We start from the raw sequence: 16,802 nt of genomic DNA, 5'->3' as shown, positions 1-16,802 counted from the left end.
CAGAGCTTTGGGTTTGGCCGGCCTTCTATCCGCATCGCTGCCAATGATCGCGGCAGCGCAGGACAACGCTACAATCGGGTTCCTGCTCAAGACCATGCAGGAAGCCAGATACCAGACTGACAAATCCCTATTCATTGCACGCGCGGAATCCCAAGGCGCAGATGTGATCTTTGATAGCAGCGGCAATGATCCATTGCGTCAGTTGCAGCAGGTTGAGGAAATGCTGGAATCGGGGGTGGACGTTCTTGTCCTGCAACCCGTCAACACCGCAACCGCTGGTGCCCTTGTTGATCTGGCCCACGATCAAGGCGTCAAAGTGGTCGGGTATGACTCGATGCTGCAGGACGGGCCGCTTGACGTCATGGTCATGCAGGACAGTTGGGCTGTCGGGCAGCTTCAGGCCGAAGCGATGGTGGACTGGCTGAACGACACCCGCGGAGAGGTCAAAGGCCGGGTCGCCCTGATCCGCGGTCAGCCTGGTGATGCCAATGCCGAAGCGCTCAGCAGCGGTGTGCTGAAAGTGATTGCCGATCATCCAGGGCTCGAGCTTGTTGCGGATCGCAGCCATGTAGACTGGTCTCCCGATATGGCCAGAGACACTGCCGAGAACCTATTGGTCGAATATGACAACGACATTGATGCGTTCATCGCCAACAACAGCGGGCTTGCCTTTGGGGTTCTGGCAGCATTGTCGGATGAGGATCTGGCATCGGCTGATCAGGTCTTTGTTGCCGGGTCAGATGCTGATCTGAAGAATGTCCAAATGGTCGCCAATGACATACAGGCGCTGGAAATCTGGAAGCAAATCAAGCCTCTGGCCTATGAGGCGGCGGATATTGCCGTGAAAATAGCGCAGTCTCCGGATGCCGAAATCAGCGAACTGATCGGTGAGCATACGCTGATCGACAATGGTTTCGCGGAAATCCCGACGGTTGTCACCCCTGTCTCCGCAGTGTCAAAAGATACGATCGACAGCACGGTGATCGACGGCGGGTTCTATACCAGCGAACAGATCTATCAGAACTGAAGCTGCTATAATCACGCATACGCCCGTCGACAATACAGCGAATAAAAGCAAGGGACCGAAATGTCTGACAAGATCAATGTCGCAGTCCTTGGCCCGATCCCAAGGGACAATATCACCAGCTATCAGGGTGAGAAATTCAATAAATTTGGCTGCGCGGTCTATACAGCGGTCTGTATGTCCTCGCTGGCCGGTCCGGGTTCGCGGATCAACGTCGTCAGCCATGTGCGCAGGTCGGACGTCGACAATGTTCGCAACTTGCTGTCTGAGTTTCCGTATCTGGATGTCAGTCATGTCACAGGCGATGCAGATCAGGGCGCGGTGATCGATCTGGTTTACGTCGATCAGAACCATCGAAACGAAAAGCAAACGGGTTTCATGAACCCGATCCTGCCCGACGACATCGAAGACCTGATGGATTGCGAGGCTTTCGTTTTCGTTCCGATCACGGATTTCGAGGTTCCGTTGGAAACGATCCGATACATCAAGGCCAACAGCGATGGTCTGGTTGTATTTGATGCGCATGGTCCCACCAGCGGGTGTTCAGCACATGGTGAACGGTATCATAAATTCTGGATCGATAGAGATCGCTGGCTTCCGCATATCGACCTACTGAAGATGAATTTGGAAGAAGCTCAATGCAGTTGGTTCAAAGGGGAATACGGCTCTGACGAACTACAGGAAATAAGCGAACTCACGATGGACCAATTGCCCAAGTTCGCCCAGCACTGCCTGGATCTGGGCGTCAAGGCGCTCTACGTCACGTTGGATCAACACGGCTGCGCCGTCTACCACAAGGATGCAACCGGCCGGATGCGGGAACATCTGGTCAAGCGGGTGCTTGTCGAGGATGTGGTCGACACCACGGGCTGCGGTGACAGCTTTGCCGGTGGTTTGGCTTTTGGCTACCTCAAGACTGGCAATTTCGTTACAGCCTGCCAGTTCGGAAACTGTGCAGGAGCGCAGCGCTGCTCGAGTAGCGAGCTGGATGTCTACGGATCACTGGAAGAAACCGAACGTCAGATTGCTGAAACCTACGGCGACTGAATTATCCGAAATATCACCCGAATGGAGCCCTGACATGCAGACAATGCTGAGCAGTAGCGACTGGCTGATCGAAGAAACTCAATTCAATCTGGATGAAGCGAACTTCAAGGAAACCATTTTCACGGTCGGCAACGGCTATCAGGGCACACGTGGGTCGCTGGAAGAGGGCCACAAAGGAGAGCTGTCTGGCACCTATCTGGCCGGTGTTTACGATCACCATGACTCGACGGTGATCGATCAAGTCAATGTACCTACCTGGTTGCCATTTCGGGTCCGTGTCGAAGGTGAAATTCTGGATGTCCAAACGTGTAAAGTGGTCGAACACAAGCGCGTGTTGGATCTGCAGACCGGATTTCTCCACCGAGATACGGTGTTTGAAGACAGCAAAGGCCGTCGTACCCGCATCAACAGCATTCGGTTTGCCAGTTTTGCCGATCAGCACATCTGTGGCATTCGCCTGATCGTCACTCCGGAAAACCACTCGTCCGAAATCACTGTCGAAAGCGCCCTTGATGCCCATCGATACAATCTGGATCGATTGCCAGCTTATCAGGGAAATCCTGTCTTCCACCCCGAAGTCAAATGGGAGAAGTGGGCCAAAAGCCGGCACATGAAGGTCACTCAATCACATGCAAGCAGCGATGCGTCCTATATCGAAGCTCTGACCCTGGACACTGGCATTTCGATTGGCATGGCGTCTGCCTTGGATTGTCCTTCCTTCAGCGAGTTCAAAGGCGCAAACCGTGATTATGAGCGGGTTTCGCAAACCGTTTCTGTCGAGGCGCTCAACGGGCAAAGTCTGACCTTTGAAAAGATGGTGTCGATTTATACGTCGCGAGATCTGAACGGCGTGGATTTGGCCGCCAAATGCGAAGCGTCTCTTGAGACCGCACATGCCAAAGGGTTCTCCGCATGTCTAAGCGAAAGCGCCGCAGCCTGGCGCGAAAAATGGGACGCCTGTGATTGTGTGGTGACGGGTGATCCAGAAGCAACGCGTGCAATGCGTTTCAACATCTATCATCTGCTGATTGCCGCAAACGAAAACGACCCGCGCGCGAACATCGGCGCCAAGTCCATGTCAGGTGAGGGGTATAAAGGGCACGTTTTCTGGGATACCGAGATCTTCCTGCTGCCATTCTACATTTTCACGCAGCCGGAGACGGCCAAAGCCATTCTGAAATACCGTTACAACACGTTGAACGGCGCACTTGAGAACGCCCGAATGAATGGGCTTAAGGGCGCGCAGTTCGCATGGGAATCTGCTGATACCGGAGTGGAGACGACGCCAAAATGGACAGCGGACGGTGCGAACCGTATCTGGACCGGAGAAGAAGAGATTCACGTCACCGCATGCGTGGCATATGGCATCCTCAGTTATGTTGCGGCGACCGGAGACAAAGATTTCCTTCGCGATTTTGGTGCCGAGGTTTTGTATCAAACCAGTCGGTTCTGGATCAGTAGGCTGGAATGGAACAAAGACAAGGACCGGTTCGAGCTGACTAACGTTATCGGGCCGGACGAGTTTCACGAGCATGTCGACAACAACACTTTCACCAACCGAATGGCAAAATGGCACCTAGAGCAATCAGCGCGCGTGTTCAAAGAGTTCAGCGAAACCTCATCAGCGGTTCATGACGAATTGCGAATTCGGTTAGATCTAACCGAAAAGGAAGTAGAGAACTGGCTGGAAACGGCCGAAAGAATCTATGTTCCCTTTGACCCGTCCCGCAATCTGATCGAGCAATTTGAAGGGTATTTCAAACTCAAGGACATCCCCATCACCGAATGGGATAAAAACCGTATGCCCGTCTATCCCGAAGGACATGATCACTTTTCACTGAATGGCTCGATGCTACTCAAGCAACCCGACGTGATCATGTTGAATTATCTTTTACCTGACGAGTTTTCAGACGAAATCAAAAAGGCGAACTATGCGTTTTACGAAAAGCGCACGATGCATAAATCATCGCTCAGCCCGGCCATTCATTCGATCATGGGGATTGAAGTCGGCGATATTTCCTCGGCGCATCGCTATTTCGAACGGTCTGCCTTTGTTGATCTGGTCAATAATCAGGGTAACACGCAAGACGGGATGCATATCGCTTCGGCCGGTGGCACCTGGCAGTCGCTTGTTTGTGGATTTGGCGGATTCCGGGTCAAGCACGGCAAGATGACGTTCAAACCCTGGCTACCCGAGGAATGGTCTGGCATCCGGTTTAACCTGAAATGGCAGGGGAATGACGTCGAAGTTTTGATTTCTCATGACGAGTGCCGGTTTAAGCTGATTGCTCCGTCCGGCACGAAAGAAAATATCGAGGTAGTGGGTCATCCTGTTACTTTGATTGCAGGAGAGGAAGTGGTCTTCGCGCCGCAGCCAGCGTGACGACCAGGGCAATTCTCGCGGCAATGGTCGAGGTGCACCGAGGTCTCGCAGTCAGTCTGCAAGGGCCTCGGCAATGCGCATGTGCAGTTGCTCCGCCGCTGCGTGATCAATGAGCAATTCGTTGACAAGCCCTCGAGAGATCAGTTCGAATACCGTATCACCTCGTTCCTTCTGAATCGCGACGACCACAACCCCACTTTGGTTGGGATCGTCAAATGCCCGATCTGCGATGGCCTTGACATGCTCTGTTTTGATCCCGGTCCACAGCCCGTTCAGTTCGTCAATCAGGTCCATCTTGGCCTTTGAAATCCCGGTTCTCGGGATCAAAATGCCGCCAAGGTCCCCGACAACCAATTGCCGAAGATCATCAGCCCTTAACCCGCCTGCCTGAACCAGCTCTTCAAAACTGCCCAGAACTGGAGTGCTTGAAGACCCAACGCTGGAAATCAGCATATCCATTTTATCAATCAGCGCGTCAGGCCCCGAAAACACGCGGTGAAATCCCGGGGTGTCAGAGATGTACTGCCAGATGGAACGACGCATGGTCTCATCATAGTGACGGGGTATGTACGCCGGGAAACCAGTTAGCTGAGGGCTGTCCTCCGGCTGATCGTTAAATAGCTCATCAAACGTTCCGGCAAGCCGGCTGGCAGAGTATCCATGCTGAGCCAGTGACATCAATTCTGCGCAAACTGCTGCAAACTCTGTCTTTTGCGACTTATCTATGGGCTGCCTTGAGGCTGCAATCCCTTCTGCCAGGGACTTGATTGTTCGACCCCACGCAACGCCGATGACGTTCGATTTCTCAATCAGTTCTATCAATCGCCCAGATGCGGTTCGTCCAAATCTGGCACGGCGCTGTGACAGTGCAGCTTCGGTGTTCCCCGGGCCGCTTTCAAAAACCCCAAGCCGGGGCGGTATGAGGTTGTTCCTGTTGCAATATCTTTTCAGATCAGAATTGAGCCCTGAAGGAGCCAGCAATTCATCCATCTGGGCAATCCACTCGTTTGAGAATTGTTCTTTGACGAAGCGTTGTTCGATGACCAGGTAGTTTTGGCGCTCAGCGTGTTTCAGCAACCGCGAGACATGCGGTTGTGACAGGCCTCCAAGAATGGCCCCGATCTCCACCTGTGACATGTTGTGCGTCGCGCGCATGTAGGCCGCGCACTGGGCGCGTTGTTCGAATGGAAGTTTTTTTACGTCAATCATTTGTTTTAACATTGTCCGGGAACGGAAGCTTGGCAGCGTGAATAATTATGCCAGATAAACATTCACATGCCAGCCGATTGAAGAAAATTCCCTACATGCTACGTGTTTCTGGCACAGGCACGAACCAGGAGATTCAGCATGCCGATCAAAGGACTGATCTTTGACCTTGATGGTGTTTTGGTCGACACCGTTCCGGCGCATTTTGCGGCATGGAAACGCATGTTCGAAGAAAACGGGTATGAGTTTGGAAGGGCGGAATACCGGCGACTTGTCGATGGGCGCCCACGTTTTGACGGCGCGCGCGCGGTCATGACCCGGCATTCGGAAAATGAAGTCAGAACCGCCGCAGACAAAAAAAATGACTATTATGTTGAAATGATCGAGCGAGGCGAATTTCGTGTCTTCGATGCTGCTGTGCGCCTCGTAAGACAATGCCAGTCTGAGGGTTACGGGCTGGCGGCCGCTTCCAGCAGCGCCAACGTCCGAGCCGTTCTTGAAAAAGCCGGTTTGTTAGATGCCTTTCCGGTTGTTATCGGAGGCGACGATGTCGAAAAAGGGAAACCCAACCCTGATATATTCCTCACCGCCGCCAGCGGTCTGGGGCTAAAAGTGGATGAATGTGTCGTGATCGAGGATTCTTCCTCCGGAGTCGAAGCGGCAAAAAATGGTGGTTTCTATTGCGTAGGTCTTCTTCATGAAGATCACGAGAGTGAACTAACGGCGGCGGATTGCGTCGTTTCTTCGCTGGCCGAGATTGACATTGAGCAGATAGACGAAGCTAAGTCGGCATTGCCTGTCTAAGTACTTTTTGCGAAACAAAACTGGATTTTTTAGGGACAGATAACAGACTTCACCTAAGGTTCAGTATCGTGTGCTCAACCTCTCGCAATTCCGTGTGCCCGAGTTGGACTATTGGCCGATTGGGTCAAGCTCCGATGCGGCGCTTGAATGGCCACTACTCAACCAGAGATCGCTTCACATAAAACCGCTTCAGCGATGTTCGCGGTTCGTTACAACACCGATAGACATCCAGTGGTTGCAGAAACTTGCAATTGGAGATTCTTGGCGGATGGTATCAACAAACTGCATCCCCCAAACGCATAGCATTTCAACCTGCCATAACTCTGTGACAATCTCTTCCGGCTCGTGTCGCTTGAAGCACTCATTCGATCCTCCGTTTCCTGACTTTAAGGCCGGATGAACTCAAAGTGGTAGGATTGCTTACAATCGCCAACTGGATGTATTCGCTGGATATTGCTTTCTTTCTTGTTAGGGTGCAGCCATGGCAGAACTAAATCTGCATTCGTTTTACACAGCGTTTGTTGGAGCTGACTTTTGATCATTCCATTTCATGTGCGCGAGATGCTGCGGCGTATAAAGGCGCGATATGATGTTGAGCGCACCCCCCAGCAGATGGCCCCGAATGACGAAGGGTTTTCGCCTTTGCGCCCTTCTCGTGCGGCAGACAAGAAAACGGTGGCGCGGTTCTGGGATCATCTGAAGCCCACGGCAAGCGATGCTGACCAGGCGCAGATCGCGGATTCGGCGGCCGTTGATGCTTCTGAAACCTACAGCGCGAATATTGAAAACTACATCGGAACCGTGAAAGTGCCGGTTGGCATCGTTGGGCCGTTGCGGTTGAACGGTATGAACGCCAACGGGGACTTCTATGTGCCGCTGGCAACGACTGAGGCTGCTCTTGTCGCCTCCTATGCGCGTGGGGCCTATGCCGCTGGTCGCTCGGGTGGGGTTAGCACGGCTGTCTTGTACGAAGGTGTTCTGCGCACGCCCGCCTTTGTGTTCGAAGGTCTTTTGCAAGCTGGGCAGTTCGTCGATTGGGTGGTCAGCAATATCGATGATCTTCGCGCCGCAGCCGAAGCCACGACCCGGCACGGCAAGCTTGTCTCGGTCGAACCATTCATCGACACCAATATCGTTTTTCTGATTTGCCGCTACACGACGGGGGATGCGGCGGGGCAGAACATGGTAACCATCGCCACGGATGCGTTGTGCCGTTCGATTGTCGACCGTTGCCCGATACCGATGGAAAACTGGTATATCGAAGGGAATTTTTCAGGCGACAAAAAAGCCTCGGCGCTTGGGTTGGTGACAGGGCGTGGCCGCAAGGTCAGCGCGTCGGTCACCTTGCCTGCTGAGGTCGTGGAAAAAACGCTTGGAACGACCGTAGACGCCATGCTGGCTTATGGGCGGGTCGCTAATCTTGGCGCGCATCTATCGGGGCAGCTTGGCGCGCAGGCCCATTATGCCAATGGGCTTGCGGCCTTTTACATCGCCACCGGGCAGGACGCGGCTTGCGTCGCGGAAAGCGCGATGGGTGTGACGCGGATGGAGCCCCGAGGGGATGATCTGTTCTGCTCGGTCACGCTCCCGAACATTCTTGTGGGGTCCGTGGGGGGCGGCACCGGCCTGCCCAGCCAAACTGCGGCGCTGAACATTCTGGGGCTCAAGGGCACGGGCAATGGCACCGCGCTGGCCGAAGTGGCCGCTGCCATTTGCCTGTGCGGCGAGATTTCGATTGTCGCCGCAATCGCTGCGGGCCATTTCACCCGCGCCCACGAAAGCCTGGCCCGCCAAAGATGACCTTGCTGGCGCGATTGTGGATCTATCAGGCTGAACGGTTTCCGTTGAAGAAGACCGTTCCGCTGTTGCTGGTGTTTTCGGCGGCAAGCATCTGTGTCTCGGCCCGGCTTGCGGATCGCTCGTTGCCCGAATGGCCCGGGTTTCTGGTTGGATTTGTGCTGGCAATGGCGCTGTTTTTCCAGATGCGCGTTTGCGACGAATTCAAGGATGCCGAAGACGACCGGCGCTATCGACCCGAACGCCCCATCCCACGCGGGCTGGTTTCCCCGACCGAGGTTCTGGTGCTGGGCCTGCTCACCCTGCCGGTGGCTGCCGCCGCTGCATGGCTGTGGTCCCCGCCGGTACTGTGGTGTCTTTTGGGGGTTTGGGTCTGGCTTGCGGCGATGACTGCCGAATTCGGCGCGCCCGATTGGCTAAAGGCGCGGCCGGTGCTGTATCTGGTCAGCCATATGGCCATCATGCCGCTGATCGACCTGCTGCTGACCAGCATCGAATGGCTACCCGCCGGAGGGGCTGCGCCACAGCTTTGGTTGTTTCTGGTGCTGTCCTTCGTTAACGGCTGCGTTCTTGAGATCGGGCGCAAGCTCTGGTCGCCCGAAAACGAAATTGACGGGGTTGATACCTATTCGGGCCTGTGGGGATACCGCCGCGCCGCCATGATTTGGCTGTGCAGTGTTGGCCTGTCCTTTGTCTTTCTGGTGGGGACGGGGTTTGCGACGGGCGTGGGCTGGTACACGGTCGGGGTTGGGGCCCTTGCGCTGGTGCCCTGCGGTCTGGCCGCGCGCAGCTATGTCAAGGCGCCGACCTTTAGTGCGCAGGATAGAATGGACACGATCGCCGGGCTTTGGGTGTTCTTTTGCTATGCCACAGCGGGCTTTTTGCCGTTTCTGATTGGAGCTTTCAGATGAGTTTTATCGTCAGCCAATCCGAAGCCACGGATCCGAGCCAGGTCGGAGGCAAAGCCGCCGCGCTGTCGAACCTAGCCCGCCACGGGTTCAACCCGCCTGCGTTTTTTGTCATCACCGATGCCGCGTTTCGCAAAGGCAAGACAGGGCCGGTCGCAGCACGTGGCTTGAAAGGCGCGCTGGATGTTGCGTTGGGCGTGCTGGGTCCGGGGCCATATGCTGTGCGCAGTTCCGGTCGGGCCGAAGACGGGGCAGACCACAGCCACGCCGGTCAGTTCGATACGGTTCTGAACGTCACAAACAGCAACGTGTTGGGGGCGGCGAAACAGGTTTGGCAATCCGGGTTTGCAGAGACAATCGCCATCTACCGCGCCGTCAAAACCGGGGGCGCGGCAGAGGCCCCGGCAATCATCGTCCAACGCATGATTGATGCAGCGGCGGCTGGTGTCGCGTTCTCGGCTGATCCCGTGACCGGGCAACGAAACACTGCGGTTGTGTCCGCCGTCAAAGGTCTGGGCGATGCACTGGTGGCAGGTGAAGTTGATGGTGAGGATTGGACCATTGACCAAAACGGAAACCCTGAATGCGCGAAGGCGACGCCGCAGGTCCTGACCCCGGATCAGGCGCTTCAAGTTGCAGCGTTGGCGCATAAAGCAGAAGAAGCTTTTGGCACCCCGCAAGACATTGAATGGGCGTTCGATGCGGATGGGTTGCACATTCTTCAGGCGCGGCCAATCACAACCGCGTTGCGGCCCGCGGCATTGCCGGATGAAGCGCTTACCATTTTCGACAACTCCAACATCGTCGAAAGCTATCCGGGTATGGTCAGCCCGTTGACCTACTCTTTTGCCGTGCATGTCTACGGGCGGGTCTATCGTGCTTTTGTGCGGCTTCTGGGCGTATCAGACAGAGCCGTCGCGCAGAACGCGGCCCTTTTCGGCAACTTCCTGGGGCGCATTGATGGGCGGGTCTACTACAATCTGGTCAATTGGTACCGCGCGCTGGCGCTGTTGCCGGGGTTTTCGCTGAATCGCGACTACATGGAAACGATGATGGGTGTGTCCGAACCCATGCCGTCTGAAATCACCGACCAGATCGGGCCTCCGCCCGCCAAAGGTGTGCGCAAGATATGGGAATACGCGAAACTGGCTGGAGTTGCGTGCGGCCTGATATGGCAGGCTATGCGTTTGCCACGCACCCGGAGCAATTTCTACGACAGGCTGAAGGATGTTCTGGATCGTGATCTGGACGTCGAAACGGCCAATGCGACCGAACTGGCCGCTGAATATCGCGATATCGAAAGCAGTCTGCTGGATCGCTGGGACGCCCCGTTGGTCAACGATTTCCTGTGCATGATCGCCTTTGGCGCATCGCGCAACTTGCTGCACAAGTGGCTGGGTGAAGATGGGCTAGTGCTGCACAACGATGTCATGATTGGTCAAGGTGACATCGTCTCGGCGGAGCCGGCGCAGCGTATTGCCCGGATGGCGCATAGGGTCCGCGAAGCAGGGATTGCGGATCATCTCAGCGCGGACTGCCGGTTGGAAACCCTGGATCCTTACCCCCGAATCAAGGACGAGGTTCAGTTATATCTGGATAAATTTGGCGACCGATGCACCGAAGAGCTGAAGCTGGAAAGCATTCCGCTGCGCGAGGACCCCTCCAGCCTGTTGATGGCGGTCGCGGCCAGTGCTGCCCGACCGGAAGGCAAACGACATACAGGCCGTGAGCCGGACTGGAAATCCCTGTTCCCCGCCAATCCTGTGAAACGCTACTTGTCCAAATGGATCGTGGGCTGGGCCAAGGCGCGTGTCCGGGATCGAGAGAACCTGCGGTTTGAACGCACCCGGATATTCGGCCATGCCCGGCGTGTTTTCCTGGGGATAGGGCGCGAGCTTGCGGCACGGGGGCTGCTGGCCGAACCCCGTGATGTGTTTCACCTGACAACGCATGAGGTTCTGGGGGCCGTCGAAGGGTTCAGCCTGTCCCCGGACCTCAAAGCCATCGTCGCGCAACGCCAACGCGAAGATCGTGCATCGTCTGAACGCCCGGACCCGCCGGAGCGTATCGAAATCCGGGGGCCCGCAATTGCGCCGGTCTGGGTGGATGCCGAAGTACCTGAACGCGATGGGGAACGCGTGAAAACCGGCACGGGCTGTTCGGCTGGGCAGGTTACCGCAAAGGCCCGCGTGATCCGTGACCCGCGCACCGAGGCGCTGCAACCCGGCGACATCCTTGTGGCGCGGCACACCGACCCGGGCTGGATCGCCGTGTTTTCGAATGCCTCGGCCATCGTTGTTGAACGGGGATCCTTGCTGTCCCATTCCGCCATCGTGGCGCGAGAGTTGGGTATTCCCTGTGTCGTCGGCCTGAAAGGGGCGACGCAGTGGATCAGGGACGGAGAAACGCTTTCGGTTGATGGGGCAAGCGGCAAAGTGGAACGGTGCGATGGGGCAGAGTGAAATCGAATCCAAGGCAGATTTCGACCACATCCGATACGCGCAGCTGTGGGAGGACGCGGATGTTCTGACCGCCGCACTGGGCGATTGTGCTGGGGGCACCCTTGTGTCGATTTGCTCGGCCGGGGATAACGCGCTGGCGATGCTGACGCTGGACCCGGCCAAAGTTGTGGTTGTCGATCTGTCCCCGGCGCAGATTGCCTGTCTCAAACTAAGGATAGGCGCGTTTCAGACTCTGACGCAGCCAGAGTTTCTGGAACTGACCGGATCACGTCCCAGCAACAGGCGTGCTGATTTGCTGTCAAAGGCGCTGGGGGGGACCGATCCGGAAACGCGCGCCTTTTGGACCGCGCTTACGCCTGATGTGGTGCGCTACGGGATCGGCGGGGTCGGCAAGTTCGAGCGGTACTTCCGCATCTTCCGTACCCGGCTTTTGCCGTTTGTGCATTCCAGAAAAACGATTGACGATGTCTTTGCGCCTCGCCTCCCCGAGGCGCGCGGAGAATTCTTTGACACGCGCTTTGATACCTTCAGGTGGCGGTTGTTGTTGAAACTGTTCTTCTCCCGCTTTGTCATGGGCCGCATGGGGCGCGACAAGGCGTTTTTCGATCACGTAGAAGGCAGCCCAGCTCAGCATGTGGCGCGCCGTATTCGCCATGCAGGCGTTGATACGAACCCGTCGCAAAATCCCTATCTGCACTGGATTTTGAAGGGCACGCACGGCGGTGCCTTGCCGATGGCCTGGCGACCTGAGCACTTTGACACGATCCGCGACCGTCTGGATCGTCTGGATATCCGCCCAGGATCGCTAGAGGCTTTTGTCTCGACCGGCGAAAAGGCCGATGGGTTCAACCTGTCCGACATTTTCGAGTATATGTCGCCTGACATGTTTGACACGGTCTATGGTTCCATCCTGTCAGCCGCGGCGCCCAATGCCCGTCTGGTATATTGGAACATGATGGCCCCCCGCCGTGTGCCAACCCGCTACCAGAGCAAAGTGGAAACCCTTCAGGCAGTCGAAGATCAGCAGAAAGCCCGAGACATGGCCTTTTTCTACTCGGACTTTGTCGTGGAACAGGTGCGTGCATGAGTGTTGCGGCCCAGATCATGCTGGCTGTGATGTCTGTTCTGACCTTGCTGGGGTTGATGGCAGTGGTACGACGGTTGGCGCCAAAGGTCGGGCTCAGCGGCGAAGTGCAACGCAAACTGATGCACGTTGGAACCGGGCTTTTTGCGATGCTATTGCCGTGGATTTTCCCGGATCGTTGGCCGGTCTACATGCTGATCGGGGCGACGATGATCGTCATGCTGATCTTGCGTTTGCCCCGTTTCTCAAAAGGTCTGGGGGCCGCCATTCACAGCGTCGAGCGTACGTCATACGGGGATTTCCTGTTGGCGCTTTCGGTCGGGCTTTGTCTGTTGCTGGCTGGTGAAAATACGCTCTACTACGTGCTTCCGATTGCTGTTCTGACACTGGCCGATGCTGCCGCCGCACTTGCCGGGACCACCTATGGCACCAAGCGGTATGTGGTCGAAGATGGCGACAAAAGCCTGGAAGGGTCGGTGGTATTTTTCGTCGTAACGCTGTTGGTTGCGATCATCGGATTCCTGTTTTTGTCAAAACTGCCGCCGTCCAATATCATGATGCTGTGCCTGATGGTCGCCGGTTTCGGCACCTTGGTCGAGGCGCAAAGCTGGCGCGGCTTTGACAATCTGTTCCTGCCGCTCGGGTTGTTGATTTTCCTGAAGGTCCACTATCACAGCTCACTGGCGGAACTGGCGATGCTTGCCATCTTGTTCTTTGCCGCGCTGGTCAGTTTTGGCGTGGTGGGAACCCGGCTGGGCCTGAGCAAACATACGACCCGCGTGTATGTTGTTGCGGTTTTTCTGATGCTGGCCGCCGCAAAAATGCAGAATACAGTCCTGCCGATCCTGGTACTGGCCGCACATGGCTGGGCGCGCACCGCGTCTCCGTGTGACAGCAAATATCCTGATCTGGATATCGTGGCCGCCCTGGGGATTTTGGGTTTTGGTTGGCTTGCAGTGGGCAATGCAACGGGCTGGGATGCGATATCCTTTTTCGGCCTTAGTGCAATGGGACTGGCCATGGGGCTGTCGGCTATGGCGTTGCAGGGCATACCTGTTGCGATAACGCTTGCTGCCGCTGTTCTGTTTCTGGTCCGTATCTGGGCGGTTTCGCTGAACTCGGACCAGTCGAACTGGGCTGAACCTTTGACGGTGTTGTCACTTGTCACACTTGCATTGACTGCGACCGTGCCTTTGGCCTTTCCGCATGTGTTTCAAAAGAAACGAGTTTCGCGGCTCACGCTCTTGGCGCTGCTGCTGCCGTTTACCTATTACATCTGGTCCATTGCCGGGGACATTGGCGCCCGGATCGCTGACGGGGTTATTTCATGACGAAGGAAAGTATTCGAACCGACGGTGCCAAACTGTCCGTATATCTGCAGGGCCCAGAATGGGATGGTGTGCCCGCGGCAACCATCGGCGATTTCTCATGCAAGACGCCCAAGGCCGGTTTGGAAGCTCTGCATCAGGCCGCCGAACGGGTCCGCAGCGCGGGGATTGACCGGATCATCGGTCCGATGTCCGGGGATACCTGGCACAGCTACCGGTTTGTGTCGGAAAGCGACGGTTCGGTCCCATTTTTGATGGAGCCGACGAACAAGCCAGATGACCCCGATGTGTTCAAGGCGGCGGGCTTTGCACCCATCAGCAGCTATTTTTCAGCGCGCGTTCCCTTGGCGCAAACGGCGAGGTCGTCCTTGACCGCATCCGATGCGTTCACAGTCGAACCTTGGGACGGGACCAATCCCGAAGGTTTGTTCCGGCAGGTCTATCACCTGTCGGTCGAGGCGTTCGCGCGCAATGCGTTCTACAAACCCATTTCCGAGCGCGATTTCCTGGCGATGTACATGCCCGTTGTTCCGATGCTGAAGCGCGAGTTGATCTTTTTTGCCCGCCGCCCGGACGGGTCATTGGCGGGTTTCGTGTTTGGCATCCCGAACTATGCAGAAGGTCCGAAACCCAAAGCCGCGATCCTGAAAACCTATGCCAGCCTGGAGCGGGGTGCGGGACGCCACTTGGCCAGCCATTTCCATAAATCCGCCTTGGAACTGGGCTTTGATACGGCGATCCACGCGTTGATCCACGATGATAATCAATCGGCTGAGCGCAGCAGTTTCGAAGGGGCCACGGTGTTCCGGCGATATGCTCTGTATGGGCTGCGTCTGGATGGCTAACCTGCTGAACCATTTTGCCGATGCGGTCGCGCGGCACGCGGACCGGACGGCCATTGTTGAGGGCAATGGTCGCGAGGTCACCTTTCGTGAAGTGCAGAAACGCGCGCAGCAATTGGCCAGCAAGTGGTCGCGCAAAGGTCTGTGCCATGGCGACCGGGTTCTGCTGGCCATGCCCGTCAATGCGGACCTTTATGCCAGCCTCGCAGCCTTGTGGTCCTTGGGGGTAACGGTCGTTCTGCCCGAACCTGCGATGGGTCTGGCCGGGTTGCGTCACGCGGCAAGAACAACCCGTCCCAAGGCGTTCTGCGCATCGGGTTACTTTGCGCTGCTCAGATTTGTGGTGCCTGAGCTTTTGAGGTTACCTCTGCTACGACCCGGCCAAGGACAGGGCGAGCCGAGTATTGTGGATGTTCAAGACAGCGATGTGGCGCTTATTTCCTTTACATCCGGAACCACGGGTCAGGCCAAGGCCATCCCACGCAGCCACGCATTTCTGATGGCTCAGCACGACGCCATCGCGCCGCTTTTGGACAGCGATGCGGCCGAGCGGGATCTGGTCGCATTTCCGGTCTTCACTCTGATCAACCTGGCGACCGGACGCACGACGATTCTGCCAAACTGGAAGATGACCAAGCTGGACCGTCTATCGCCCGAGCAACTCGCGGGCTGGGTATCGAAACAACAGGTCACGCGGCTTTTGATCCCGCCGTCCCTGTGCGAAAAGCTTGCACAGTGCAAAGATACCGGCCAGTTGCACACCGTTTTCACTGGCGGCGGCCCAGTCTTTCCCGACCTGACCCGACGGCTGCTCGAACAGTCCGGCCTGGATGTGGTCTGCGTTTATGGCTCCACCGAGGCGGAACCGATTGCGCATCTGAATGCGCGCGAAATCTCGGACGGTGATCATCGAGATATGGCTGCGGGCAGGGGGCTTTTGGTCGGACGCCCCGTTTCGCACATCAAGCTCAGAATTCGGGACGACGAAGTTCAGGTGGCTGGAGATCACGTCAATGATGGCTATCTTGATCCTGCACATTCCAAAGAAAACAAAATTAAAGACGGTTCCAATATCTGGCATCGAACCGGCGACGCGGGTCATTTGGATGAGCGGGGGCGTCTGTGGCTGTTGGGTCGGCTGGGAAGTGATGTGAAAACCCCAACCAGACGCATTTTCCCGTTTGCCGTTGAAATCGCCGCCCACCAATGGCCGGGCATGACGAACAGCGCGCTGATGAGCCTGAACGGGAGCCCCGTTTTATGCGTCGAAGGGGATGCAGACAATTTGTCAAACTGGAATAGGCTGGCGCAGGAGTTCGGGGTTGCCAAAGTGACCCACGTGAAAAAAATCCCTATGGACAAACGCCACAGATCCAAGATTGACCGAGTGGAACTTGCTCACCTCTTGGGGTATTGATCTACAGTACTTTTCCCTTGAGTGTTCTCACGGAAAACTGCAATCGAGTACGGTTTTGTTTTTGCCCGCTGGCTAAGCAGCAGAAAAGTCCAGCAACTTGTGGAGAGCAACTGCCAGCATAGCTGCGCGCCACATGAGTGACCATTTCTCCCGCTGCAAGCTGGCAATCTAAGCTGCGAGAAAAAATCCAAGGGCAGTTTGGGCTCGTCAAATTTTTTTGCGCGCGTGGATGAGAGGCTGATCGTCCTGGGTCAAAAATGCTTGATGTTTGGGTCAGAATTGAATGACGCGGTTCTTTCATTTGTTGAGATTTTGACAGCCGATTGAGTCAAATATCAGTGACGTTCCACATTTCCTCAAGAGGCGAAACATAGTTTTACCTTTAGCGACGGGTTTTTACCTTTGCGCCTCATAGCATTGCCATTGTTCTCGTTCTGACGTTGAATATGCATCTCCCTCTAATCTGGTATTGAACGAAGCCGTTTGGGCGCTTGTCTCTA

The 16,802-nt window shown here is 56.1% G+C and carries 12 protein-coding genes; 11 read left to right on the top strand and 1 reads right to left on the bottom strand.

Features of this window, described 5'->3' with window-relative positions; translation table 11 throughout:
* The first annotated feature begins 13 nt into the window (after positions 1-13).
* The 3 genes from GOX88_RS15405 to GOX88_RS15400 are packed head-to-tail and all read left to right on the top strand — an operon-like array spanning position 14 to position 4,454.
* Positions 14-1,027: a substrate-binding domain-containing protein gene (locus GOX88_RS15405; protein ID WP_217354248.1), complete on the top strand. Its 1,014-nt coding sequence runs from the start codon at positions 14-16 to the stop codon at positions 1,025-1,027.
* A gap of 60 nt (positions 1,028-1,087) precedes the next feature.
* Positions 1,088-2,071, top strand: a complete 984-nt coding sequence (locus GOX88_RS23485; protein ID WP_170431677.1) for a carbohydrate kinase family protein — start codon at positions 1,088-1,090, stop codon at positions 2,069-2,071.
* A complete protein-coding gene (locus tag GOX88_RS15400; RefSeq protein WP_367648079.1) occupies positions 2,013-4,454 on the top strand; it encodes a glycoside hydrolase family 65 protein in 2,442 nt (813 codons plus the stop codon). Before GOX88_RS23485 ends, GOX88_RS15400 begins: the two co-directional genes overlap by 59 nt.
* 51 nt (positions 4,455-4,505) lie before the next feature.
* On the opposite strand, the gene GOX88_RS15395 is transcribed toward GOX88_RS15400, so the two are convergent.
* On the bottom strand, positions 4,506-5,663 hold the full coding sequence (locus GOX88_RS15395; protein WP_170403605.1) for a sugar-binding domain-containing protein: 1,158 nt from the start codon (positions 5,661-5,663) through the stop codon (positions 4,506-4,508).
* Positions 5,664-5,801: 138 nt separating this feature from the next.
* On the opposite strand from GOX88_RS15395, the gene GOX88_RS15390 reads away from it, so the two are divergent.
* The 8 genes from GOX88_RS15390 (at position 5,802) to GOX88_RS15355 (ending at position 16,302) form a co-directional block, all read left to right on the top strand.
* Entirely contained in the window at positions 5,802-6,464 is a 663-nt protein-coding gene (locus tag GOX88_RS15390) for an HAD family hydrolase (protein ID WP_170403602.1), read from the top strand.
* Positions 6,465-6,998: 534 nt separating this feature from the next.
* Positions 6,999-8,264: a hydroxymethylglutaryl-CoA reductase gene (locus tag GOX88_RS15385; RefSeq protein WP_170403599.1), complete on the top strand. Its 1,266-nt coding sequence runs from the start codon at positions 6,999-7,001 to the stop codon at positions 8,262-8,264.
* Positions 8,261-9,172: a UbiA family prenyltransferase gene (locus tag GOX88_RS15380; RefSeq protein ID WP_170403596.1), complete on the top strand. Its 912-nt coding sequence runs from the start codon at positions 8,261-8,263 to the stop codon at positions 9,170-9,172. The genes GOX88_RS15385 and GOX88_RS15380 overlap by 4 nt, the downstream gene beginning before the upstream one ends.
* Positions 9,169-11,631: a PEP/pyruvate-binding domain-containing protein gene (locus tag GOX88_RS15375; RefSeq protein WP_170403593.1), complete on the top strand. Its 2,463-nt coding sequence runs from the start codon at positions 9,169-9,171 to the stop codon at positions 11,629-11,631. The genes GOX88_RS15380 and GOX88_RS15375 overlap by 4 nt, the downstream gene beginning before the upstream one ends.
* On the top strand, positions 11,618-12,718 hold the full coding sequence (locus GOX88_RS15370) for a DUF3419 family protein (protein ID WP_170403590.1): 1,101 nt from the start codon (positions 11,618-11,620) through the stop codon (positions 12,716-12,718). Before GOX88_RS15375 ends, GOX88_RS15370 begins: the two co-directional genes overlap by 14 nt.
* Positions 12,715-14,046, top strand: coding sequence for a hypothetical protein (locus GOX88_RS15365; protein WP_170403587.1), 1,332 nt, complete (start codon positions 12,715-12,717; stop codon positions 14,044-14,046). The genes GOX88_RS15370 and GOX88_RS15365 overlap by 4 nt, the downstream gene beginning before the upstream one ends.
* Complete coding sequence (locus tag GOX88_RS15360; protein ID WP_170403584.1) at positions 14,043-14,888, top strand: hypothetical protein; 846 nt, start codon at positions 14,043-14,045, stop codon at positions 14,886-14,888. The genes GOX88_RS15365 and GOX88_RS15360 overlap by 4 nt, the downstream gene beginning before the upstream one ends.
* On the top strand, positions 14,881-16,302 hold the full coding sequence (locus GOX88_RS15355) for an AMP-binding protein (protein ID WP_170403582.1): 1,422 nt from the start codon (positions 14,881-14,883) through the stop codon (positions 16,300-16,302). Before GOX88_RS15360 ends, GOX88_RS15355 begins: the two co-directional genes overlap by 8 nt.
* The last annotated feature ends 500 nt before the right edge of the window (positions 16,303-16,802 follow it).

Source organism: Ruegeria arenilitoris, assembly GCF_013030985.1.
In the GTDB taxonomy this organism is placed as follows: Bacteria; Pseudomonadota; Alphaproteobacteria; order Rhodobacterales; family Rhodobacteraceae; genus Ruegeria; species Ruegeria arenilitoris_B.
The sequence above is the reverse complement of the archived record's forward strand: the minus strand, read 5'-3'. Positions and strand labels throughout refer to the sequence as shown.